This window comes from Zobellia uliginosa, from assembly GCF_018860745.1.
Lineage (GTDB): Bacteria > Bacteroidota > Bacteroidia > Flavobacteriales > Flavobacteriaceae > Zobellia > Zobellia uliginosa_B.
The window spans coordinates 754,990-779,115 of the sequence record NZ_JAHKPY010000003.1 but is presented as its reverse complement, the minus strand read 5'-3'; the positions used below and the strand labels follow the sequence as shown (position 1 = coordinate 779,115).

Sequence of the window (24,126 nt, the reverse complement as noted above, 5' to 3'; positions counted from 1 at the left end):
AACTATGACGAATTTTGAATTTAAGAATCCTACCAAAATTATATTTGGAAAAGATACAATCAAAAAAATAATAGAAGAAATACCTTCTGACGCTAAGGTATTAATGCTTTACGGAGGTGGAAGTATTAAGAAAAATGGTATATACGACCAAGTAAAGGCGGCTTTGGCCAATGCCAATGTGGTTGAGTTTGGTGGCATACCTGCCAACCCGGAATACGCTGTTCTTATGGATGCCCTAAAGGTAATTAAGGAAGAGAATATTACATATCTATTAGCTGTTGGTGGTGGTTCGGTCATTGACGGAACTAAATTCTTGTCTGCTGCTGCAGTTTATGAAGGTGATGAACCATGGGACTTCGTGCAAAAAAGAAAGCCTATTAAAAAAGGAATGCCTTTTGGAACGGTTTTAACTTTACCGGCAACAGGTTCAGAAATGAACTCGGGAACGGTTATCTCTAGAAAAGAAACTCAAGAGAAGTTAGCTTTTGGAGGTCCTGCCCTATTCCCACAGTTTTCGGTATTGGATCCACAGGTAATTACCTCTATTCCAGAAAGACAGTTGGTAAATGGAATTACCGATGCGTTTACACACGTTCTTGAACAATATATGACGTACCCAGCAGGCGGACTTTTACAAGACCGTTTTGCCGAAGGTATTCTACAGACCCTTATTGAGATTGCTCCTAGAGTAATTAAAGACCCTACTGATTATGAGGCTGCGGCCAACTTTATGTGGAGCTGTACTATGGCACTAAACGGACTTATTCAACAAGGTGTTCCTGGAGACTGGGCTGTACATATGATGGGCCACGAGCTTACGGCAATGTACGGAATTGATCACGCAAGAACTTTGGCAGTAGTGGCACCAAGTCATTACAAGTATAACTTTGAGGCGAAGAAAGAAAAATTGGCTCAATACGGAGAGCGCGTTTGGAACATTACCGAAGGAAGTGTGGATGATAAAGCGTATGCTGCTATTGAAAAAACGGAAGCTTTCTTTAAAGAGTTAGGTATTGATACCAAATTGTCTGACTACACTTCTGAGTATGAAGGTACCGCAGAAAAAATTGCACAACGTTTTACCGATCGTGGTTGGAAAGGTCTTGGTGAACGCCAAGCTTTAACACCTCAGGATGCTGAGAAGATTGTAAAAATGGCATATTAATAATAATTGAAAAACTAAAAAAGATGAAAATATTATTCGTTTTAACCTCTCATGATAAATTGGGAGACACAGGTAAAAAAACTGGATTTTGGGTAGAAGAATTCGCAAATCCATATTATACATTATTGGACAAAGGTGCTGATATTACTTTGGCAACTCCAAAAGGTGGCGCTGCACCAATAGATCCTAGTAGTAATACTCAAGATGCAAGTACTGCAGATACAGAGCGTTTTGAAAAAGACGCTGTAGCTCAAGAAAAAATCAAGAACACAAAAGTATTGGCAGATATGAACGCCGATGATTTTGATGCAGTTTTTTATCCTGGTGGTCACGGTCCGTTATGGGATTTGGCGAACGATGCTAATTCTATAGCATTGATTCAAAAATTCAACGCACAGAAAAAACCTATTGCTTTTGTATGTCACGCGCCTGCTGCTTTAAAAAACGTAAAAGGACAAGACGGAGAATTCTTGGTGAAAGGTAAAAAAGTAACCGGATTCACAAATACAGAAGAAGATGCAGTTCAACTTACGGATGTAGTTCCTTTCTTAGTAGAGAATGCATTGAAAGAAAATGGAGGTATCTACTCCAAAGGTGAAGATTGGGCTGCCTACGCTTTACAAGATGGCAACTTAATTACAGGACAAAATCCTGCATCATCTGAGTTAGTAGCCGAGAAACTTTTGGCTAGTTTAAACTAATTGCATATCCCCCAATTAGTAAGAAAGCTTACCGGTATCCGGTAAGCTTTTTTTGTTTTATATATTTCTCTTGGAGTTATTGCAACCCTACTTAACTACGGTCGCTTCCAATTCGATTTTTAGAGTTTCAAATAAGCCTTTCACTTCAATGACCGTACTTGCCTGTTGCACGTTATTCTCCTTTGTCCAATTTTGAAACACATCAAAGCAGCTAAAAAACTCTTCGGTAGATGTCGTGTAAATGTTTAACCTAACTATATTTCTACATTCATAACCGGCTTCTTCTATAACCTTTTCTAGATTTTCAATTGCCTTTATCAACTGCTGCTTCATATCCTCCGTGCTAGATTTTCCATCTGCATCAATTGCCGTCTGGCCAGATATATGGAGTGTTCCTTGTGTATTGGTCACTTCAACAGCTTGTACATAACTTCTTTCGTTTTGCCATTTCCATGGGTTAACTATTCTTTTTTTCATTTGATTTTGATGTTGTGCGGAAACCAATGTAATGGTCACTAACACGATTACTAAAATTTCTTTTTATTTGTCACCTATTTAATTATTAGGTGCTTTACAAAGATTTAAACTTCGGTACTCACTATTGTGTGACAAACATCACAATTATGAAAAAAAAATTAGAAACCTCGAGGTAAGTCCACGAGACATAAAAAGAAATACGCTTTGATTATGAGGCAAACCTCGGAGCATTTGATCTCGATTATCGAGTAAAAGATTCTTAATGGGATAGCCTACTGAGTGTTTCGCGGGATACGCCCAAGTAGGAAGCCAAAAGCATTTTAGGAACTCGTTGAAATAGTATTGGATATTGTTCCAACAGTTGTTCATACCTTTCTTTGGCACTTGAAGTTAAAAAAGATAAAATTCTTCTTTGGGAAGCTATATGACCTGCATTGGATTTCTTTAAAAAGAAATATTCCATTTTAGGAAAGTCCGCGGCCAGTTTGTTATAATTATTTAAACTAATGCTTAGCACATGAGTTTCCTCAATACATTGCAATGACATCTGAGCCTTTGTTTGGGTAAAAAAAGCAGCAAAATCACTTTCCCACCAATTTTCCATAGCAAAAGATATAATATGATCTTTTCCATCTAGACCATTATAGTCCAATTTTAAAAGTCCGGATATAACAAAATAGCAATGGTTTACGGATTCTCCTTGCTGAATAATAAAATCATTCTTGCCATAGGCTTCTTTTGAGAAATGAGACAGGACAAAGGCATATTCGTCATCACTTAAAGGAACTACTTCCTCAATATGTTTTCTAAGCCGATCACCCATTTTGAATAACGTTTTGTTTTATGCTTCTTTTGAACTGAAAATTTACGAACTTTTATAAATAGATTTCCGAAAAATCAGAACGCCAAAAAATATGAGGTCTCTAGAAGTTCTATTCAATACTGCACAAATATATTTTACTAACTCTATTTTTTTTAAACCATATAACAATAATGAATAAGGAAAGAAGTTTTCAACTAACGTCATCACCAGTAATAATCAAGGAGCAAGACTTTTAGCTAACAAAATCGTTTTTACATCTTACGTTGCCATATTATTAAAAACTACTCCATCAAACCGTACCAAAAAAAATCTATAATTATGAAATATTTGCTTCACCTAAAATGTCTTTTAATTGTACCAATGGTAATACTCGCTACTTCTTGTTCATCGGAGTCAGATACAATTCTAATTGACGATAGTGAATCAAATGAGCTATCTAGTGGATCAGTTGAACTATCTAGTGCAGAGAACATTCAGATTTTTCCATCAAATCATCCATTAAATAAAGAGGTTACCAATAGCCCTGTAGACCCACATTCAGATATCATACTAGAAAATATAGGTTTAAATTCTGGGCTTTTTCCTGATTTTGGTAGTGGTTTGTACAATGATGCTCCAATTGGCATACCTTATGTTGTAGTTGATGGTAGCCAAGAAAATGTGCCTATTTCTTTTAGTGAAAACGGTTATCCTTCAGAAAGCGATAAGGGTCCTTTTCCTATTCCCCTAGATGCACCAATTGAAGGTAATGGAAAAGGAGATAGTCATGTTATTTCTGTAGATATAGAAAATGGTATGTTGTATGAATTATTTTATTCAAAACAAGTTGGTACTGGTTTTGAAGTGGCAAGTGCTGCTGCATTTGATTTAAATGAAAATACCTTTAGGCCAGATGGATGGACATCAGCAGATGCGGCAGGTTTACCAATTTTTCCATTACTGGTTAGGTATAGTGAAATTGAAAAAGGAGAAATAGACCACCCCATTAGGTTCACCATTCCTAGATCTAAAATTTATGAGGGGTATATACATCCGGCACGTCATTTAGTTTCTGGCAATACAAACGGTGAATTATTACCTTTTGGTGCTGTTTTAAGACTTAAACCAACATTTGATACCAGTGATTTTTCTGAAACAAATAAAATAATTCTTCAAGCAATGAAAAAATACGGGTTAATACTAGCAGATGTTGGGTCAAATATGTTCATATCCGGCGCGCCAGATGAAAACTGGGATAATGACGACCTTAGAGCGTTAAAACAAGTTACCCTAAACAATTTTGAAGTCATCCAAATGGGCGAAATAACAACGAAGTAAACTACCTCGGGACAAGTCCACGAGGCATTAAAAAGAATACATTTTGATTTCGAGACAAGCCTCGGAGCATTTAATCTCGATTATCGAGTAAAAGTTTGGAGTGTTTACAACTAAACCACCTTACATTTCTAGTGTAAGGTGGTTTATTATTAAATATCAATCTCTATTTCACGTTGAAGCAACCCTACTCCTCCAGCCATCAAGCCCATTATCTCGTCTTTTTCAATCTGTAGATTTACTACAATTAAGCTAGGCGAAGGTACTTTCATATATTTTCCTTGTTGGATTTTAAAACTGCTCTGCTCCATTTTCAAAACGTCAAACAGATAACTGGCAAGCGGCCCGGCAGCCATTCCTGTTCCTGCTTCTTCTTCAATTCCATAACTGGGTGCGAACATTCTTGAAGTAGCATCATATGCTGTACTTTCCGTTTCGGTGGAAAAAACATAATAACCTATCAAATCAAATTCCTTACTGACTTCAGTTATTAGGTTTAAATCTGGAACTATGCTGTTAAGTATCTCTTTGCTCTTTACCGGAATTAGTATAAATGAGTTTCCCGTGTTCACTAATTGGATTGGAGCATTCAGTAAAAGGTCAGTCTTGCTTAACCCCAAGGATTTTAGAATATCACTTTCTTTATGACTAATATCTAAATATTTTGGAGCCAATTGCTCCATAAAAGCCAAGTCTCCTATCATCTTAATTTTCCGGCTTCCATCAATGGTTTCTTTGGAAGATCTATCGCTTTTTAAGGCCCCTATTTGTTTTAAATATGAAAACGTAGCTACGGTGGCGTGGCCACAATGGGCTATTTGTTTGTTAGGCGTAAAGAAGTCCAACTTAAAATCTTCTGTCTTGGATTTCGAAACGAATGAGGTTTCAGAAAAACCTACTTTTCTAGCTATTTCTAATTTGTTTTTTGCAGTGAGTTCATCTGCATTGAGCACTACTCCTGCGGGGTTTCCTCCTTTTCCGTTTTCGGCAAAGGCATTAAGAATCTGTACTGTTACTTTCTTTTTTGAAGTGTTCATTGTATCTATGTATTGGGTTACAACTTATAGACGGAATGAAAAGGAAAAAGACGTAGCTAATCTTCATTCTTTTCAAAATCGATTATTTTTCCAGAACTATCGGAGGCAACATTAGGGCAGTCCAATATATTATCTTTCAAAATTTCTCGGGCTTTTTGAACTCTTGATTTTGTTCCGGAATAAGAGATTTTTAGATGTTGAGCGAGTTCCTTTTGAGAATAGTTTTTAAAGGACGTTAAAACAATTGCTTCCTTATGTTCTGCGGAAAGACTATCTATTTTTGAATTGATGCAATTGGATAAATTCGCATATTCAAAATTGTCCCGTGCTGTTTCCGGAATATCCAAATCACCTATGGCTATGTTTTGATTCTTCGCTTTGCGGAAGTAACCAATAATGGTGTTCCTAGTAATTGTATACATCCGAGAAGTAATTTTTGAAGAATGTTTTAGTTGATAAATCTTAGTTTCAATCTTTAAGAAAACTTCTTGATGAATATCTTTAGCCGTTTGTTCATCGTTAACCTTACCCAAAATAAACTTGTACAGTTCTTCATTTAGGTCAATCCATATGGCTTGTGTATCTAGCTTCAAACTAAAAAGATTTGAACAGGACTACTGATTTTTAAATCAATAGTCCTGCAATTTCACCTAAAAATAAGAAATCTAATTACATCTGCCCTATTGTGTCTTCTGAGGTTTATTGATTTGATTGCCTTTCATCTTATACAAGTGATACACGTGAATAATACAGAAGACCACTCCTGCAATAATCAATGGTGCGGATTCTAAGAAAAACCCATAAATAATATAGAAAAAACTTGAAATTAGGTGCCATATTCTAAATGCCCCCATTTCTTTTTTTGTAGCTGCGAAGAAGCCCGTCGCAATTGCAATATATCCTAGTATTTCAGCAAACAGATTCATTTCAAATTTAAATGTTTTAAGGTTCTTTCTTTATAACTTTTTTCGCTTATTCGTAATTCTATCTCTTTTAACTCATCAATAAAATGAGGACTATTTTCCATCAAATCTTCGGTGGTCTTCGCGCCCGCATTCCAATGTTCCCGAAAAACGGGGAGCTGTTTTAATGATTTTTCGGACAACTCCAACAATTGTTTGCGTAAATCATTATCATCCGTTCTAGAATTCACGTACCCCTTCTTCTTCATTTTATTTATGATTTTCACACAAGCGGGATGCGACATTCTTAATTCTTTTGATATGTCCGTTATGGTCATAGAATCATACTTCTCTAACAACAGAAAAATTAAGTGCCAATTGGGTTCAATATCCAATCCCATGGTCTTATAATAATCTCTGGTACTATATAGTATCTCGTCACTCAACCGTTTTATTCTACTGTTTAATCCTGCAAATTCAATCTCTGATAAAAAATCATTCATTCTATTATACGTAACTGGTTACGCAAATATAATAATTTAATCGTAACTGGTTACATAAGTGTAAAAAATCTATACGTGGCCCAACCGATATATTTTGGAGTCAACTTGTAAGCAAAAAAGATCAAAAATTAAGTTGCAATGAAATTAACACTAAATTACATTTATACCCTATAGTTAAGGATTGTACTGACTTTATAAGAATAGACAGCACTGCTACAAAACGCCAATCACTTTAAAAATACTTTTAGCTCCTAATAGTATAGCGAGAATAATAATACCACTTCCCAAAATATTCTGCAGCAAGGTATTCTTGTAGTTACCCATAACAGCCACTCTATTCACCACCCAAAGCAAAAAAATTGCAATTACCGGTAACAGGATGCCATTCGCTATTTGAGCAAATTTTATAATTTCTATGGGTTTAATACCTAAGGACATAAAAACAACTCCGATGACTACAATAACCATCCAAACCATTTTAAATTTAATATGATTCATTCCAACATTCCAACCAAAACAACTATTTGCAACATAGGCTGCTGCCAATGGCGCTGTAATAGACGAGGTAATTCCAGCCGCAAAAAGCCCAATCCCCATAAAATATTTAGCAGCATTGCCATAAAGCGGCTCCAAGCCCTTGGCCAAATCCATCACGCTTTTTACTTCACCGCTTTGAATTGTTGTTGCGGCAATGATAATGGACATAGATACTAATCCTCCAACTGCAATTGATATGTAGGTATCTTTTTTAACTGATTTTAAATCATTGGGTGATTTCCATTTTTCACTTACCAAAGAAGCGTGTAAAAACAAGTTGTAAGGAACTACAGTGGTACCCACCAAAGCTATAATCGTTAATATACTTTCCTTAGGAACAGATGGCACAAACACTCCTTTTAATACAGCTAAAATATCGGGCTTAGTGATTATGGCCGTAAGTAAAAAAGAAAGACTCATAACAAGTACTAAAGAAACCAATACTTTTTCTAGCACTTTATAATCCCCTATATAGAGTAAAACAAATGCAGAAAAGCCAACTACCCAAGGATAAAAAGGCGTGAACCGCTCTCCAAAAATGGCTTCCAGTCCTAATGATGCCCCTCCTATATTACCGGCTTCATAAGCAGTATTACCAATAACGATGGCACTTAGAACAATGGTGATGACCGTATTTCTTACCCAAGGCGTCTTTAATTCTTGCTTAATAACAGCTGCCAAGCCTTTTTGTGTGATGATGCCCAAGCGAGCCGACATTTCTTGCAAAATTATGGTGGAGATTACGGAAAGAAGCATAGCCCACAAAAGTGCATAGCCAAACTCAACTCCAGCCAACGTGCATGCGGTAACCGTGCCCGGACCTATAAATGCTGCTGCTACCAATACCCCGGGGCCTACTTTTTTAAACATAGTTTTTTATTGCGGTGTTGCGCTATACCCTTCTGTAATTCTAAAAAATACAGATTAATTTAAAATGATGTTTTTCACACAAAAATTTAAATATAAGGATATTTACTATCAAGCAAACGTACAAGCACTACGCTTATATATAACTAAAAAAAAGAGGGTATTGGTTTTGAAACCAGCACCCTCTTTTTTTAGTACAAATTTTAAGCTATACTTCCGCTACTAGCTTATTTTTCAATATTCTATTCAGCACCATATCTTTATCTAATTTCTTGGTACAGAAAAACCAGTCCTTACAATCAATATCATCATCTTGCATTCTATCTTGAGCTGTACCACAAGAACCTGCAGGACCAACAATAACATCATCGCCAGGGCGCCAATCAGCTGGAGTTGCCACATCAAATTCATCGGCTGCCTGTAAAGCAATTATTACCCTGTATAATTCGTCAAAATTTCTTCCTAAACTTAAAGGATAGTAAATCATAGTTCTGATAATTCCTTTAGGATCAATGAAAAAAACTGCCCTTACCGCCTTTGTGGTATCTTCATTGGGCTGTATCATACCGTACTTCTTAGCTACATTCATGCTAATGTCCTCAATTAAAGGAAAGGTAACTTCAATATTTTTCATTCCCTTGTACTCTATTTTTTCCTTTATAGTACGTAGCCACGCTATATGGCTGTACAAACCGTCTATAGAAAGTCCTACAAGCTTACAATTTGCCTCATTAAATTTATCTTCCATGGAGGCGAAAGTCATAAATTCAGAAGTACAGACTGGTGTAAAATCAGCCGGGTGACTAAAAAGAATGACCCAACTTCCTTTATAATCCGCAGGAAAATTGATATCTCCTTGTGTTGTTACTGCTTTAAATTCTGGGGCGGCATCTCCTATTCTTGGCATGCTGATGGTCTCATATTCTTGATTTTGTTCCATTACGTTTATATTTATAATTAATAATGGTACGAAGGTATTTCACAATCAAAATCTCCACAGTTACCTTGGTTACAAAGATTGATTTAATTGTCTTGCGGAAAGATTATAGTAGTGCGTTACTGTTTTTTTACTTCTCCATTAAAAAGTGAAATTCTCAAATCTCCTTAGCCATTCGGTACATGCCCCTCATAGGCTCGTACATAAACTCCGAATCAAAACTAAAACTACTCACCTTTTTAAAACCTAACTTCTCATAAAACCGAAGTGCCTGGTGTTGTGTATCCATAACCTCTAGCCATAAAGTTGATTTTTCCGTGGTTCTGTATACCTGCTCAATCCAAAGGATAAGCGTTTTGCCAATACCTTTACCTTGCAGTGACTGGCCTAAATAAATACGTTGCAGTTTGGTTCCATTAACTGCATGTGCAGTAGGCAAAGATTCATTTAAGAGTATTTTTAAAATTCCCGCTTTTTCATTTTTATAGGTGATGAAAAAGTATTGGGAATTTGGCTGATCAAGCTCTTTGCCTAAATTCTCTTTAGCGTATAAACTGTTTATATACGAAGCTCCCTTGTCCGGCCACAAATGTGAATATGCAGGCGGATATATTTTAGACATTAAGTCATATAGCTCTTGATATTCTCCTATCGTAATAGATTCTAAATATAGGTCTGTTGTTAACTTATGCATTTGAATAGTCCTGTTCTAGGTTGCTAAACTAAAATATGCTTTTATAGTGTAGTAATCAGTTGCCAGAACTATGCTTGCAATAGTTAGGGTAGAATTAAAGCTCTTTTCCCGAAAAGTTTGCGCTAAATTATTAATAAACAAAATCTTAGATTACATTTTTTACGCTAGCGTAGGCATCTTGTTTGTGCCGAATAGCCCGCATGCTTTAAGATGATTACCCTTTTTAGTTGTGGGTACGAGCGTGACGCTCGCGCTAGCCTGGCTTTATCTACTTACGGTTCAGTACCTAAAAGCAGGCTTTCTAAACCTAACAGGTATTAACATATACTTTGTCTGGAAGAAAATCTTGGCATCCTGTTCTTGAAATAAAAATTCTTTAACCCTATAATTACGCTCTGAGCACATAGAGAAAATGAAATAAAACAAGTAATTAGAATTAAGATAAGTGTCCGGTTTTGCTTTATGTTTCTAGTTATAGATTATCTTCCAGTTTTAGTAACTCCACATACGGATCTCCTTTAATTCCTAATAATTTAGCAAAAGCAGGTTCGGTCTTGAAACCTTTTGATTTCAATTCTACAACGGCCTGTTTAAAATCGTTTCCTTTCTCCTGTATAAGCCAATGCTCAATTAACATATGCCGGTAGGCGTTTTGTCTTTCCGTTGGTACGTTTTGACCAAAAATTTCAAACTCAAAATCATCAGCTATGAATGTTGCTACCGTAGCCTCAATTCCGTTTTGGAGTGTAGTGGTTAATTTGAAATCTGTTTCATTGCCAAACTTCTTCTCTAAAAAGTCTCCAAACCGCATGTGGTCTTTGCAATGGCAAATTATATCTAAATCACTATCCGGCAAATCTATTTCAATAGGAATCGTACCCGTTAAAATAGGATTGTAATCTTCTAGTTTCTCTAATACCTGATATTTAGCGATTGCGGCATAGGCCAACTTTTGCCGCTCGTTACCTTGTTTTAGGTATACTATATTTTTAAAGTCTGTGATCAATTCAATCCCTAATTAGAATTCTAAAAACTGTACTTGCATTTTATAATTTAAAGTAAGTAGAATATACTATAAATCATACCTAAATTGAACCCAGCATGACAAATAATAGGGCCCCATAGAGAATCTGAAGAAGTTTTCATTCTAAAAAATATGAGACTAACAACGAACATTCCCAAAACCCATATCAGCGTTGGAATACTATAAAAATACCATCTACCATCTATATGCAACAATCCAAAATGAGCTATATGTGTAAGCGCAAAAGCAGAACTATCTATAAGCGATGCGTTTTTTTCTCCTACGGACTTCGCAAAAGCTCCATGAACAATACCCCTAAAGAACAACTCTTCACCAATAGGACTAAATATCATACCCGTACTTGCCATAATTGAGAACAGAAAAAGCTTATCTTCAGCTGAAATTACATCAGGAATTTGGTATGATTTACCAATATATTCATACCAGTTTTGAAATGAATTGCCATATAGTTCCTGACCTAAAAAGTATAGTAAAAAACTAAAAGCAGCTCCTACTCCTAAAGCCAATGCCAATGCACTCCATTTCTTAGATCCTCTAAAACCAATCTTATTTCTTGCAGTTTTATTTAAAAAAATAAATGGGACTAGTGCAGAGACAACCATAATAACACCAATAGGACCGTAATTACCTGTCTGATTGGCTTGTAATACCATTAGAAACCTTGGTACACAAATAACTAAGAGAAGAAACAACCCGAATTTCCAATCGAATTTAAAAAACTTACTCCAAAACGGTTTAAGTTCAGCTTTCACTTTTTTTGCATCTAAATTTTTTCTAACCTATACACTTTATTTACACTTATAAAGCTGCATTAACATTTTTCTACTCTTTGTATTCAGTGTGCGCATAATGGGGCATAAAAGTTTATGCATTCCACTTCTTTTTCATCTGTATGGTTTCAGCCTTTCATATTCAATTAGAAGATTGCTTTTTTACCCAAACCATAAGTTCATCCTTATCTACTGCCACCCAAGTCGCGGCGGTATTTTTTTTCTCCGTTTTACTGTCTTGGGGATAAAAGATAACCAAATCTGAATTTTTATTTCCAGCCAGTTTCAACTGGGCAATGAATCCAACCATATCCGGACCATTATTATCAATTGTGGTTTTCCGTTTTTTCTCCAACCAGTATTCTATAGCGACTTCTATATACGCCCTTACGGGATATTTCTTAAAATATTCAATATGCCTATTAGTTTCATCAGAATAACTATAGGTTGAAAATTCAAGGTAATTTTCAAGGTTGGTTACTGGAGTGCCTCCAAGGTTTTTTTCAAGAACAAAATTAGAGAAAGTGCCTTCCCAAACCGCTCCTTCATCAAAGTTTATTCTTCTATCTCTTTTTCCTTCATTATACTGTCTAACCCAATCTAAGGGAGCATCACAAACTACTAATCCAGAAATATTTAATATAAAACTTAGATTGGTTTTCTTTACAAATTCTACATATTTTAAAACACAATGTCCTGATAAACCTACGCCCATTAAGAATACATTTTCATTGGGCAGCTTATTTTCCTTGAACGCCTTTTCTATTGTGCTGTGGGCATCTATAATTGAAGTATCCGAGAAGAAAAAGTCTAACGGTATTTCTGTTGAAACGGACAAAACTGCGTATCCTGATTTATTTGATTGGGAATAGATTTGTTTTGCGCTATTATTCTTGTTATCAAATTTAGCGTCTTCAAAAAAGATAAGGACTCCATTTACTTTTCCGTTATCCGGTAAAGCCAACATATACCCTTTTTCTGTGAATTTTAAAAAATCAGTGTCCAATTCACCTATTCGCAAACTATCGTTTTTTGCCTGCCTGTACGAATCAATAATCTCTTGTGCGTATGCAGGTATAATCGTCAAACTGGTAAGGACTATAATTATTGATTTAAAACATGACTTCATAATTTTTAATTAAGGGAAGATTCTAGATTGGTAGAAAAAGAAACTGATTGATTTTGCTTTAAATTATGAGACGTTTCTTATATAGTTTTCTGGAATTCCTATTAATTTCAATTTTTCCAGATCAAAAATTCCTGAAGCAGTTTCGTATTGGAGTCTTATATTCATTTCAACATCCTTCAGAGTATTAGTTGAAATATTCAATAAACGTAGAAGTTCCATCATCTGTATAAATATTAGCGCAGCCTAACAAAACGAAAAATACATCGTTATATCCAATTTCAGAATACAAACGATGTATTTTCATACTTTATAGGTTTAATATAACTGTAACCATACTATTCCTTACTCCACACTCGCTACTTGGCTTTCCCCATCATCAAAACTCACACGATAAATAGCATCTCCAAAATCATCGGAAATTAATAACGAACCATCTTTTAGAAATAATAAATCTACAGGCCTACCAAATTGATCTTGGGTTTCATCATCTAACCAGCCATCAATAAGGGTTTCATAGGCCACCGCTTCATTGTTTTCAAACTTTACCAAAGAAATTCTATATCCAGATTTTTTGGAGCGGTTCCAAGAGCCATGCTCAGCTATAAAAGCATACTGCTTGTACTTTTCAGGAAACATATCGCCCGTATAAAACTTGACCCCTAACGGCGCAACATGGGCACCTAAGGTCTGTACAGGGGCTATAAAATCCGAACAGGGATGTTGGTCACCAAACTCAGGGTCTTTAATTGTACCACCATGACAAAACGGATAACCAAAATGCTGGCCGGCTTCCGTAACACGGTTCAACTCGCATGGAGGAATATCATCGCCCATCATATCCCTACCGTTATCCGTAAAGTACATTTCCTTGGTTTCTGGGTGCCATGTAAAACCAACGGTATTCCTAATGCCATGGGCAAAAACCTCACGGTTACTTCCGTCCGGATCCATACGGGTAATAGAAGCAAAACGCTTGTCTACGGAAGTAGAATCGCAAATATTACAAGGTGCGCCTACGGGCACGTACAGCTTATCATCCGGTCCAAAAGCAATGTATTTCCACCCATGGTGAAAATTTTCAGGATAGTCTTCATAAATCAAGGTTGGCTTAGGAACACTGTCTAGATTTTCCTCAATATTATCATATCTAAAAAGCTTACTTACATCCGCTACATAAAGCGACCCATTTCTAAAAGCCACTCCGTTGGGAGATTCCAAGGTTGAATCTAGCTCAATAATATGATCTGCTTTAAAATCTTTATCGCGATCTTGAACGGCGTAAATACGTTTTTCATTTCTTGTGCCAACGAACAAGGTTCCGTTATCTCCCATGGCCATGGAACGTGCACCATCTATACCATCTGCATATACTTCTATTTTAAAACCAGCGGGCAAGTTCAAACGGTCAACGGGCAGTTCAGAAACTGGTTCATCATAGTTTACCATAGGTTCTTTCTCCTCTACTTTCTGTTTTTTTTCATTACAGGCGGCAAGACCTACAACCGTCATAGCGATTAAAAATGATTTAATAGTGTTGTTTTTCATGTGTTTGTTTTAAAGGTATTGTCGTAAGTTTTTTTTGAAAAATTTAGCGCTGTCCGCAATACTCTGCATGGAGTTCTGAGCAAAATTACTGCCTTGCTCAATATAATAATACTGTAATGCACCGATGTCTATCTGAGAAAGCATAGCCCCATAATCTATAGAGCCATTACCCAATTCCGTATAATCGCGAGAAACTTTATCCATGTCTTTTATATGCCACATTACATAGCGATCGGGATTTGCCGCAATAAGTTGTTGTGGTGTTTTTTTTGAGGAATGCATTACCCAATACATATCCATCTGTAATTTTACCAATTCAGGATCTGTTTCCTCTAATAGAATGTCATACCCGGTTTGCCCATTATGGTCCGTAAATTCAAAATCGTGGTTATGATAGGCAAAACCAAGTCCGGCGGAATTTACGTGCTCTGCCATCCAATTGAGTTTACCGCTAAGCATTTTATAGTTTTCAATGGTTCGGAATTCAGGTGCCAACCAAGGCCAAGTAATATAAGATTTGTTAAGAATATGTGCTCCTTGAATACAAGAGTTCAAATAGCTTTTAAGTTCATCATCGGGTTTATCAAAATAGGACGAAAAGTCATAATGCCCACTAGTAGTTGTAAGGTTAAGGTCGTCTAATATTAACTTAAACTCTTTTGCCTCATAACCATAATATCCTATTTGTTCAGGATCAAAACCATAAATTTCCAAGTCTTCGTAGCCCATAGCCTTTGCTTTTTTCAAACTGCCCAATGGGTCTGCTTTCATGGCATCTCTAATAGTAAATAATTGCAATCCCATTTTAAATTTGGGTTTGTTTTTTATAGTAAAGCCCGTTACCGGCAAAAATGTAGCTGCATAAGCCAAACTACTCCGTTTTATAAAGTCTCTTCTATACATATTAAATGGGGCGATTTCATAAAATTTCAACAAAAAAATGGGTTTGCCTTAAAAGACAAACCCGAATATATTACAATCTTTCCGTACGACCGAAAATATATACACTTTATGAAACCGAATCTATGGCCTCTCCAATTAAAGTTTCACCTTCCAAGATTTCGAAAGTAGCATTCTTAACGGCATCATCATGTAAAGAACGTACTAACGTTTGGGCAACATCATCTCTACTAATCGACCCCGATTGCTCTAAATTTGCTTGGGCCTTTATCTTTCCCGTACCTTTATCGTTAGTTAACGAACCTGGTCGCACTATGGCATAAGTTAGATTACTATCTTTGAGATAAACGTCTGCGTTGTGTTTTGCCTTTAAATATTCTTTTAGTTCACTTGCCTCAGCCGGGTTCTCTGCTCCCATAGAACTGAGCATCACAAATTTCTTGAGATTTGCTGTTTTTGCGGCATCTACTAATTTCTTAGCACCTTCCTGATCAACAGCTTCTACCTTTTTTCCTCCCGAACCTGCTGCAAAAATTACCTTGTCTATATTCTTTACTGTATGGGATATGTCCTTTTCTAAATCACCCATAACCGTGGTGATATTATCCTTTTCGAATTGCTCTTTCTGCGATTCTTTGCGAATCATGGCAATTGGATTGAAATATTGAGATTCATTTAAAAGCTTTACTATTTTTTTTCCTGTAGTGCCATTGGCGCCTGCTACTAATACATTTTCCATTTCATTATTTTTTAGTTGTAACAAAATTATACTACACTGAGCTGTTTAGTTGATGCAGATTAATGCATTTTTAACCCAAAGACATATACATAAGCTTATACGCTATTTTACATTTAGCAAATGAACTAAAGTCTACCTTATCTTTACACCCTAATTTAACTTCATGTCCCACAAACATTATAAAATATATAAGCCATTTGGATTTATAAGTCAAATGGGGTCCAATAATATTAAGGAGAAGCGAACCAAACGTTTCATTAGTGAGCTTCATGCTTTTGATGATACTATTATGGCAATAGGCCGATTAGATTTAAAATCAGAAGGCCTGTTATTAATGACTACAGACGGCAAACTGAGCGATACCGTTAACCGCTCGGGAATAGAAAAGGAGTATTATGCCCAATTAGATGGTATCATTACCCCCGAAGCTATAGAAAAATTACAAAAAGGAGTTGAGATTGGTATTGAGGGTAAAAAATATTTGACAAAACCTTGTGACGCTAAACTGATTACTGATGAGCCCGATTTTCCAGAACCGCATCATCTTTTACGAGTTGGAACCCATAGGCCTAATTCTTGGTTGTCAGTTACTTTAACGGAAGGAAAATTTAGACAAGTACGTAAGATGACCGCAGTTGTAGGCTTTCCCACACTGAGATTGGTACGGGTACGAATTGGCGAGATTACCTTAAAAGGAATGAATCCATCTGACGTGATAGCTCTTTCCAACTTACCGCAAAAATTGAATTTAAAGTTAAAATAAAACCAGATTATTCTGTGAGTTCGTCAATAGGTGTTAGCAAGATCTTTCTGAACTCTACTTCTGACCCTTCGGCCTGTAAGGCAATCTGTCCTGTTCGTGCCGTAGCATCAAAACCGTAGTTTACCAAGTCCCCATTCAGCCACACCTTAATCTCGTTTTCCAGACATTCTATGACCATGTGGTTCCATTCACCTAATGGACTTTCAGAACCATCTGTCAGATTAAGAATTCTTCGTTTTTTTCCTTCGGTAATCCCCCACTCTTCTCTTGGACCGCGACGAGATTCCATATTTATCACCTTAATATCCTCAACGATACACCAAAAATCACCTGCATTTTCATGCATCATTTGAACCTCAATAGATTTTGGGAACATTTTATATAAAGAACGCGGTGTAGAAGCAAAAACCAGAACACCACAATTACCTGGTTCTCCTGCAAAACGATATTCCACATCAAGTCGGAAATCCTCATAAGAAGCATCAGTAATAATATGGCCTGCTGGCGTGCCTAAGCTAACCAACATGCCATCTCTTATAATAAAGGGGTTTCTTGCATCGGTACTATCCATTGCTGGAACATCTATATGCCAACCGCTAAGGTCTTTACCGTTAAACAGACTTTTAGCTGTTGGTTTGCATGACCATAATGTGACAAAAAGTACTGAAAAAACCAAAATTAATTTTTTCATAAGTATAAAAATCGGACACGAAGTAATGTCCTAATTAAACGATGCAATCAGAAAATTGCGAAGCAATAAGAGTGCTATATTTTCTTGACTCTAACGGCATTCATACCTTTCATACCTCTTTCAAGTTCAAAAGATACTTTGTCGTTCTCGTTAATTTCGTCAATAAGACCACTCACGTGAACGAAGTATTTTTCTTGGTTCTCTGAATCGATAATGAAACCGAATCCTTTTGAGAAATCAAAATAAGACACTTTTCCGTTACGTACCGGATCAAATTCTTCTTGGTCTCCTTCTTCTTTCTTAGGAATCCCCAGAACAATGTCCTCGGCATCAACCTGAATTTTTTGTGATGGGTCTGGCGGAGTGTCCACAAGGTTACCATTAAAGTCAACATAAGCAAATGGAATTCCTTCATCATTCTCTTTTGCAGCCGCTTTACGTGCAGTTTTTTTCTTTGCTTTTTCTTCACGTTTTTTTAAACGTTTCTTCTCTTTTTCAGTCTTATTATAGGTTTGCTGAGATTTAGCCATTCGGTATTTTTCTTGTTTTAAAATTAGGAGGATAAGGTAAGAAATTATTTTGATTTTTTTTGCATTTATAATCGAAGAAATTCAGGGAGTACAACGGGTTGACGTATTCTTTGTTCGAACCCACAAAATACTTGTTATCAACATTATAAACATCCTTTTACAAACAAAATGACAGTGGGTCATTTAACAATATTTAAAGTAATCGATGAACGGTTATGGATTTATACAAAAAAGAAGTCATAATATACAGTTAGGGCGGCAATTTATCCATACTTTCTTTTATACAAAACGCCGTTTCCTTCCCGCATATTGGTTTTATTATCAATATCAAATAACTATAATCAGCTTTATTACTATCTTACGCCCGCGTCACATCGCTCTCCTTAAAGCGAGTAAAATTTAATGTTTTGAAAAAGCACGTTAAAATCTTTGCACTTACAGGTCTATTGCTTTTTGGTTATGCCTGCTCTAGTGACAGCAACAATTATGAACCAGTTCCTGATCCGGATGAGCAATCTCCCGCCCCAAATCCCGAACCGGAACCTGAACCCATATTAGAGCTGGACGCTATTCCTTCTTCCGCCCAGAGAATTGGAGATGTTGTAAAGGGGTATGACTTTTTGATCAACGGTAACTATATGAGTTCTGGAGTGCCGTATCAAGCCTTTGTACAAGGCTCTGGAGAAGATAACACCAATGTCTTAGAACGTAGTGGAGATAATGCCAATATTGCTTATGAATATACTGCGGTTGACGCAGCAAATGGGGTCCGGATAGTTTCTCCCAATTGCATGTCCTGTCATGCCGGTTTTATAAATAATGAGTTTGTTGTAGGATTGGGAAACCACGCGGCTGACTTCACCATCAACAGAGCTGATAATATTGGCCTGGTAAGTACCGGCATTTCTTTGCTTTATGGTGGTCCAAACAGTGATGAATGGGCGGCTTATAACCAGTTCAGGAAAAGTATAGAAGCCATTGGCCCTAAAACGCTTACAAAAACCCGTGGGGCCAATCCTGCAGATAAAATCACTAGAGTTCTAGCAGCGCATAGAGATAAAAATTCGTTGGAATGGACAGATACCCCAAATGTTAATGTAAGTGATGAAGTTATACCAACTGACGTGCCCGCTTGGTGGTTATTAAAGAAAAAGAACGCCATGTTCTACCATGCTATTGGACGTAAGGATTTTTGTAAATCTTTTATTGGTTCAGCCCTTTTAACTTTGGACGACAAAACCAAAGCCGAAGAACTAGATACAAAAATGCCGGATATCCTAGCCTATATTTATAGTTTGGAAGCTCCTTCTTATCCTTTTGAAATTGATGACGATCGTGCTGCCCAAGGCAAACCTATATTTGAGGAAAACTGTGTGAAATGTCACGGTTCTTATGGCGATGACGAGTCATACCCCAATCTTCTGGTCTCCTTGAAAACCATTGGGACAGACCCTGCACTTTCCGACCTATACACTACGCCTTCCAATGTAAACGATTACTTTTTAGATTGGTTCAATACTGGTTGGTTCGGGACAGGTTCCGCTGGTTTGGAGTTTAATGCCGAAGGGGGGTATTTAGCGCCTCCTTTAGACGGTGTTTGGGCAACAGCTCCATATTTTCACAATGGTTCCGTAGCTACCATTGCCCAAGTATTAGACAGCTCAACACGCCCAAAATATTGGAGCAGAAGTTTTAATAGTACTGATTATGACAAAGAAAATTTAGGTTGGAATTATACCGAAGAAGTTTTTAAAACAGATAAAGAAACCTATGACACCACTTTAAAAGGATATGGAAACGGCGGACACATTTTCGGTGATAAATTAACCAACGAACAGCGTCTAGCTTTACTGGAGTATCTAAAAACTTTATAATATTCTCAATTAAATAAAATCAATTAAAAAAGCCCTTGCCATAATATGACAAGGGCTTTTTTAATAAATAACAGTTTTATTCTTTTTTAAGCAAAATAACTTCTTTAGTGCCATCAGGATAAATAAGGTCTGCAACATCATCACAAGAACCATCACCAAAATCAACATCTACCGTTAATCCGTTTTTAGCAAGTTCCATTATACCTTTTCCAATATAATCACAAGACGACTCCGCTTGTAATACATTTGCAATATCTATATTATAAGTGTCATCATCAGTATTGACTATCCACTCTCCGTTCATTTGCAAAACATAGCCTTCGCCAGAATCTGTAGACATGAACCTATAGTTTTTAGTGCCTTCTTCGGAAAGTTCACGACCATCTTCCAAAACTACACCCATATCTACATCAATATCAAGAATCAAATCATATCCGTTTACAGATCCCTCTACAGAAACCCCTACCGATCTTTTACCATTTAACTGTATACCACCAACTGAAAAATCGTTATAAGTAACCGTATAATTATGAGCATCACCTTCATCACCATAAACTACCTCTATTGAGCCACTCATTATATAATCATTAGTTGCAGCTTCACAATCATTAAAGGTTGCGGTAAAACCTTTATCCGTATATACCGCCGTGTAGCACGTTTCATCTTTTCCTGAATTAGAAGAATCGCGATTTCCATATATTCCATCAATCGTTATATCCGCTGCACTGGACAAATCTTCTAAATCAAAAATAGTGGCTAATTCCGTTTGCTCCAATTCTAATTTTTGCTCTTGCTTATCTTCTTGTTCTTGACCTATATCTAGAATTTCATCGGTCTCATCAGAACAGCTAAAAGCTAACAATGAAAATGCACCAACAAGAACATAAGGTCTAATAAGTTTAAAATAGGAAGTCATATTTAAGATTTTAGGTTATCGTTCAAAAACGGGAAATAATGCAGCATATTATAGTTAAGGATCTTAATTGGATGAACGGCATCAAAATACTTGCAGATGGCAAAATATAAGGTCATATTTTAATAAAACCCTTTATCAATGTAATAAAACAGTTTACAAAAAGAACCGAAAAATCGTATACGATACTTATATTTACAAAATGGGAATGAGTATAATATTACGTGATAAAGTAAGGGAGCATCTTTTAAAACAAATGCAAAAAGGCGATTTACAACCTGGGCAAGGCATTAATCTGGCCGCTTTATCCCGCAAGCTTAAAGTAAGTGTAACGCCTATTAGAGAAGCGCTTACCCAACTACAGCAATCTCACATTGTACGCGCTATTCCCAACCGCGGATTTGTAATTGCAGCGGTAAATCCGGAAGAAGCAAAGAATCTTTACGAACTTGTAGCCCACTTGGAAGTTCTGGCATTAGAAGAGTCTAATTTTGATGAATTTTCAATATCCAAACTCAAAAAACAGAGAGATTGTATTGCAAATTCAGAAGATGCTCAAAATCGGGTGAATGCGTATATGGAGTTTCACAGACTGCTTACTTCCAACTATAAAAACCCTGTTTTTCAACAAATTTTGAAAGACTTGAAAACCCGTGTATTTTTCTACGAACGTGCTTTTATGTCCAACGATTCTTACCATTACAACTCCAATGATCAACACGATGCTATAATTTCAGCCATTGAGGATGATAATATACCCTCCGCTGCACTAGTTCTAAAAATGAATTTAATGTTGGTAAAAAGCTATATTGAAAAGCAACTTGTGGTATTATAGATTTTTCAACGAATATCTTAATTTCCTAATTATTTTTAGTGATTTTCATACAACTAAAACAATATCTTCATGGTTCTGGAGTAAATTGTTGAATACCTCTATGTAGTTCATTATCAACTCATAGGTCAACAAATCACAAAGTTTTTGTAAAATTATATTCGGTTTCAGATTACCCATTTACATTTGAATTGTATTTAGACTAAAAACTGAAAACGAAGACAACAATTTTATACTAAGGGCGTTCTAACGATACCTAAAAAACAAAAACCATGGGTTACTTATCTCCTCAAATCGAAGTTTTGGCCAAAAAGAGAAAGCAAGAAGAAAAATCTTTAATCAAGAAAGAATACTCTTGTGGTATTTTTCAAGATTATGGTGATTTGAACGACAAAGACGAACTAGTCAAGAACTAGTTTTTTAAAATTGTATGGGCTACATCAAGAATAGTTTTGCCCTCTATCTCCGGTGTTCCGTCCAAAGGATAAATAGCGTGACCTTTACGTGCAACAAAGGCTGTTCGTAAACCTGCGCGCTTAGCACCTAAAATATCCCAACCGTGAGCAGCAACCATTATGGTATTTTCTGGTGATATGCCCATTTTAGAAAGTACGGCTTTATACGGAGCCGGCTCTGGTTTATAGCTAGCTACCGCCTGGACCGAAACAATGGCATCAAAAAAAGAAGCAATCCCAGCAAATTGTAGCTGTTCGTTCAAAAGTTGTTCATTACTGTTGGAAAGCGCTACAAGTTTAATGCCATCTTCCTTCAGAATCTTCAACCCTTCCTTTACATCCTCATGTGCAGGTAATTTTCTAATGTTTCCTAAAATAGAATCCAACACATCTTCCGATAAGTTTTTATTAAACTTTTGCATGGTCATTTGCAAAGTAGCTTTTCCTATAACGCTAAAATCCACATAATTACCAGTTAAAGTTTCAACTAAAGAATAATGAAGCAACGTTCTGAACCACAGAGAGAAAGCATGTTTTGAATCTAATGACTTGTTTATTGCAACGGTTAACGGTTTTAAGTTCAACAACGTTTCGTTAATATCAAAAATAAGCAACTTGGGCTTCTTCATTTTATCTGATGTTTTAAATGTAGTTCAGTTGCCACCTTTCTGGATATCGGTTATAAAATGTCTGATTTTCTTGGGCAAATTAGATTCGTTGAATTGCGATTCATACACCCCTTCTTCATCAGTCAACTTCACCGTATACATAAAACCATCTCGCAAATGACCTTGGTCTTCTTGCCTGATGCTAATAGCATCCCGCATTTCTTGTTCTTCGTTCTTGTCCAGTTTTATTTCTCCCTCAAGTCTCTTGGGAATACCCATAAAACCACCTTCTATGTTAATATCATATTTCATTATACTACGATTGGAGTTAAACCTACTTGCGAAAAACTTGCACTTATCGCTTCAACAGCTTTCTCAGTAACTTTATTTTCTAAAATAAGCTGCTGTGCCGTACTAACCAAAGTTTCAACCATGTCATTGAAATCTGCCGTGCGCCAGAGTGCCTTTAAAGTCTCAAACCATATCAATGCACAATCATCAATCCCTATTTCAAGACAACATAAGTAAAAAGCCTTATTAGGAATACCCGAGTTGATATGTACCCCTTGATTATCACCCATACCATTATAATAATTATCCATATGGTCCGGTTGGGTGTCAAAATCATTTGCTGTCCCAGGAGCTTTCATAGATCGGATGGCCACGCCGGGAAATTCTTCGGTAACAACAGTATCGCCTATTAACCAATCTGCTTCAGAGATATCTTGTTGCAAGTATTTCTGTTTAATTACAGTTCCAAAGACGTCCGAAAAATGCTCATTAAGCGCCCCAGGTTGACTCTGGTATTCCAAATTGGCAAAAAACTGAGTCAAACCATGGGCCAATTCATGGGCCACCACATCAATAGCACTGGCAAAATCAGTAAACTCCTTTCCATCTCCATCTCCATACGTCATTTCATCACCATCCCAATACGCATTATTATATGCTTCGCCATAATGCACGTTAGAAATAATATCCAACCCTTTACCATCAATAGAATTCAATCCAAAAGTTTCCTGAAAATACTGACGCACGAAACCGGAGGTATCGTAAGCATTGTTTACCGTTTGATCTTCCACTGCTTCCTGACCTTCCTGTCTTATCAATTTTTGACGCTGCTCAAATTGGTTCTGAGAATCGTATACGAATCTATCGCCACTCCCTTCTGCTGGGTTGCGCAACAATAGGTTGTTTAAGCTACTGCGTCTCCTTTCCGTAATCCTTCCCGTATCGTTTAAAGCTCGCTTACAACTACTGTTACCATGTTTGGCCAGTTTTTCAAGTAGGTATGGAGGAATGATATAGCATTCGGTTTTTTTGCACATAGTTCTAAAATTTAGGGTTTTAATATCGTTCGTTCTTAATCCTTTTA

At 36.5% G+C, this 24,126-nt stretch carries 28 protein-coding genes; 7 read left to right on the top strand and 21 right to left on the bottom strand.

Annotated elements, in window-relative coordinates:
• Positions 1–4: 4 nt before the first annotated feature.
• Together KO521_RS07120 and KO521_RS07115 are read left to right on the top strand one after the other, a co-directional pair.
• Positions 5–1,165 (top strand): iron-containing alcohol dehydrogenase, encoded by a 1,161-nt coding sequence (locus KO521_RS07120; RefSeq protein ID WP_215939205.1) that lies wholly within the window; start codon positions 5–7, stop codon positions 1,163–1,165.
• 23 nt (positions 1,166–1,188) lie between these two features.
• Positions 1,189–1,866 (top strand): type 1 glutamine amidotransferase domain-containing protein, encoded by a 678-nt coding sequence (locus KO521_RS07115; protein ID WP_215939204.1) that lies wholly within the window; start codon positions 1,189–1,191, stop codon positions 1,864–1,866.
• 87 nt (positions 1,867–1,953) lie between these two features.
• Here the strand turns inward: KO521_RS07115 and KO521_RS07110 are convergent, their stop codons facing one another.
• Both KO521_RS07110 and KO521_RS07105 read right to left on the bottom strand, forming a co-directional pair.
• Positions 1,954–2,343, bottom strand: coding sequence for a RidA family protein (locus tag KO521_RS07110; RefSeq protein ID WP_215939203.1), 390 nt, complete (start codon positions 2,341–2,343; stop codon positions 1,954–1,956).
• A 259-nt stretch (positions 2,344–2,602) separates the two neighbouring features.
• Positions 2,603–3,166 carry a Crp/Fnr family transcriptional regulator gene (locus KO521_RS07105; RefSeq protein WP_215939202.1) on the bottom strand — a complete coding sequence of 188 codons (564 nt, stop codon included), beginning with the start codon at positions 3,164–3,166 and terminating at the stop codon, positions 2,603–2,605.
• A 318-nt stretch (positions 3,167–3,484) separates the two neighbouring features.
• On the opposite strand from KO521_RS07105, the gene KO521_RS07100 reads away from it, so the two are divergent.
• Positions 3,485–4,483: a hypothetical protein gene (locus tag KO521_RS07100; RefSeq protein WP_215939201.1), complete on the top strand. Its 999-nt coding sequence runs from the start codon at positions 3,485–3,487 to the stop codon at positions 4,481–4,483.
• Between the two features lie 149 nt (positions 4,484–4,632).
• Here the strand turns inward: KO521_RS07100 and KO521_RS07095 are convergent, their stop codons facing one another.
• From KO521_RS07095 to KO521_RS07035, 13 genes are all read right to left on the bottom strand, one after another.
• The gene (locus KO521_RS07095; RefSeq protein ID WP_215939200.1) at positions 4,633–5,517 is read right to left on the bottom strand and encodes a PhzF family phenazine biosynthesis protein; all 885 of its coding nucleotides are present in this window, start codon (positions 5,515–5,517) and stop codon (positions 4,633–4,635) included.
• A 56-nt stretch (positions 5,518–5,573) separates the two neighbouring features.
• On the bottom strand, positions 5,574–6,110 hold the full coding sequence (locus tag KO521_RS07090) for a sigma-70 family RNA polymerase sigma factor (RefSeq protein WP_215939199.1): 537 nt from the start codon (positions 6,108–6,110) through the stop codon (positions 5,574–5,576).
• Positions 6,111–6,197: 87 nt separating this feature from the next.
• A complete protein-coding gene (locus tag KO521_RS07085; protein WP_194534874.1) occupies positions 6,198–6,443 on the bottom strand; it encodes a YgjV family protein in 246 nt (81 codons plus the stop codon).
• Positions 6,440–6,922, bottom strand: coding sequence for a MarR family winged helix-turn-helix transcriptional regulator (locus KO521_RS07080; protein WP_215939198.1), 483 nt, complete (start codon positions 6,920–6,922; stop codon positions 6,440–6,442). The genes KO521_RS07085 and KO521_RS07080 overlap by 4 nt, the downstream gene beginning before the upstream one ends.
• Before the next feature lie 213 nt (positions 6,923–7,135).
• Positions 7,136–8,329 (bottom strand): Nramp family divalent metal transporter, encoded by a 1,194-nt coding sequence (locus tag KO521_RS07075; protein WP_215939197.1) that lies wholly within the window; start codon positions 8,327–8,329, stop codon positions 7,136–7,138.
• A 205-nt stretch (positions 8,330–8,534) separates the two neighbouring features.
• Entirely contained in the window at positions 8,535–9,266 is a 732-nt protein-coding gene (locus KO521_RS07070) for a peroxiredoxin (protein WP_215939196.1), read from the bottom strand.
• A gap of 154 nt (positions 9,267–9,420) precedes the next feature.
• A complete protein-coding gene (locus KO521_RS07065; protein ID WP_215939195.1) occupies positions 9,421–9,957 on the bottom strand; it encodes a GNAT family N-acetyltransferase in 537 nt (178 codons plus the stop codon).
• 472 nt (positions 9,958–10,429) lie between these two features.
• Entirely contained in the window at positions 10,430–10,963 is a 534-nt protein-coding gene (locus tag KO521_RS07060) for a DUF4269 domain-containing protein (protein ID WP_252729916.1), read from the bottom strand.
• Positions 10,964–11,010: 47 nt separating this feature from the next.
• Positions 11,011–11,655 carry a CPBP family intramembrane glutamic endopeptidase gene (locus KO521_RS07055; RefSeq protein WP_252729914.1) on the bottom strand — a complete coding sequence of 215 codons (645 nt, stop codon included), beginning with the start codon at positions 11,653–11,655 and terminating at the stop codon, positions 11,011–11,013.
• A gap of 259 nt (positions 11,656–11,914) precedes the next feature.
• Positions 11,915–12,901, bottom strand: a complete 987-nt coding sequence (locus tag KO521_RS07050; RefSeq protein WP_215939193.1) for a hypothetical protein — start codon at positions 12,899–12,901, stop codon at positions 11,915–11,917.
• 342 nt (positions 12,902–13,243) lie between these two features.
• On the bottom strand, positions 13,244–14,446 hold the full coding sequence (locus KO521_RS07045; protein WP_215939192.1) for a PQQ-dependent sugar dehydrogenase: 1,203 nt from the start codon (positions 14,444–14,446) through the stop codon (positions 13,244–13,246).
• Between the two features lie 9 nt (positions 14,447–14,455).
• Positions 14,456–15,382, bottom strand: coding sequence for a sugar phosphate isomerase/epimerase family protein (locus KO521_RS07040; protein ID WP_252729908.1), 927 nt, complete (start codon positions 15,380–15,382; stop codon positions 14,456–14,458).
• 73 nt (positions 15,383–15,455) lie between these two features.
• Complete coding sequence (locus KO521_RS07035) at positions 15,456–16,085, bottom strand: SDR family oxidoreductase (RefSeq protein ID WP_215939191.1); 630 nt, start codon at positions 16,083–16,085, stop codon at positions 15,456–15,458.
• A 163-nt stretch (positions 16,086–16,248) separates the two neighbouring features.
• Here KO521_RS07035 and KO521_RS07030 point away from each other — a divergent pair, with 163 nt between their 5' ends.
• Positions 16,249–16,848, top strand: coding sequence for a pseudouridine synthase (locus KO521_RS07030; RefSeq protein WP_215939190.1), 600 nt, complete (start codon positions 16,249–16,251; stop codon positions 16,846–16,848).
• A 7-nt stretch (positions 16,849–16,855) separates the two neighbouring features.
• Here KO521_RS07030 and KO521_RS07025 read toward each other — a convergent pair whose 3' ends face one another.
• Both KO521_RS07025 and KO521_RS07020 read right to left on the bottom strand, forming a co-directional pair.
• Entirely contained in the window at positions 16,856–17,539 is a 684-nt protein-coding gene (locus KO521_RS07025) for a 3-keto-disaccharide hydrolase (RefSeq protein WP_215939189.1), read from the bottom strand.
• A 74-nt stretch (positions 17,540–17,613) separates the two neighbouring features.
• Positions 17,614–18,069: a cold-shock protein gene (locus KO521_RS07020; protein ID WP_215939188.1), complete on the bottom strand. Its 456-nt coding sequence runs from the start codon at positions 18,067–18,069 to the stop codon at positions 17,614–17,616.
• Between the two features lie 407 nt (positions 18,070–18,476).
• Between KO521_RS07020 and KO521_RS07015 the strand changes: the two genes are divergently transcribed.
• Positions 18,477–19,943, top strand: coding sequence for a c-type cytochrome (locus KO521_RS07015; RefSeq protein ID WP_215939187.1), 1,467 nt, complete (start codon positions 18,477–18,479; stop codon positions 19,941–19,943).
• A 76-nt stretch (positions 19,944–20,019) separates the two neighbouring features.
• Here the strand turns inward: KO521_RS07015 and KO521_RS07010 are convergent, their stop codons facing one another.
• On the bottom strand, positions 20,020–20,859 hold the full coding sequence (locus tag KO521_RS07010; protein ID WP_215939186.1) for a hypothetical protein: 840 nt from the start codon (positions 20,857–20,859) through the stop codon (positions 20,020–20,022).
• Positions 20,860–21,064: 205 nt separating this feature from the next.
• Here KO521_RS07010 and KO521_RS07005 point away from each other — a divergent pair, with 205 nt between their 5' ends.
• Together KO521_RS07005 and KO521_RS07000 are read left to right on the top strand one after the other, a co-directional pair.
• The gene (locus KO521_RS07005; RefSeq protein WP_252729907.1) at positions 21,065–21,691 is read left to right on the top strand and encodes a GntR family transcriptional regulator; all 627 of its coding nucleotides are present in this window, start codon (positions 21,065–21,067) and stop codon (positions 21,689–21,691) included.
• Between the two features lie 269 nt (positions 21,692–21,960).
• Positions 21,961–22,104, top strand: a complete 144-nt coding sequence (locus KO521_RS07000; protein ID WP_215939184.1) for a hypothetical protein — start codon at positions 21,961–21,963, stop codon at positions 22,102–22,104.
• Here the strand turns inward: KO521_RS07000 and KO521_RS06995 are convergent.
• Genes KO521_RS06995 through KO521_RS06985 form a run of 3 tightly spaced genes read right to left on the bottom strand, consistent with a single transcriptional unit; the run spans position 22,101 to position 24,079 of the window.
• Complete coding sequence (locus tag KO521_RS06995) at positions 22,101–22,772, bottom strand: haloacid dehalogenase type II (RefSeq protein WP_215939183.1); 672 nt, start codon at positions 22,770–22,772, stop codon at positions 22,101–22,103. The genes KO521_RS07000 and KO521_RS06995 overlap by 4 nt on opposite strands.
• Positions 22,773–22,796: 24 nt before the next feature.
• Positions 22,797–23,063 (bottom strand): protealysin inhibitor emfourin, encoded by a 267-nt coding sequence (locus KO521_RS06990; RefSeq protein ID WP_215939182.1) that lies wholly within the window; start codon positions 23,061–23,063, stop codon positions 22,797–22,799.
• Complete coding sequence (locus KO521_RS06985) at positions 23,063–24,079, bottom strand: M4 family metallopeptidase (protein ID WP_215939181.1); 1,017 nt, start codon at positions 24,077–24,079, stop codon at positions 23,063–23,065. The genes KO521_RS06990 and KO521_RS06985 overlap by 1 nt, the downstream gene beginning before the upstream one ends.
• Between the last annotated feature and the right edge of the window lie 47 nt (positions 24,080–24,126).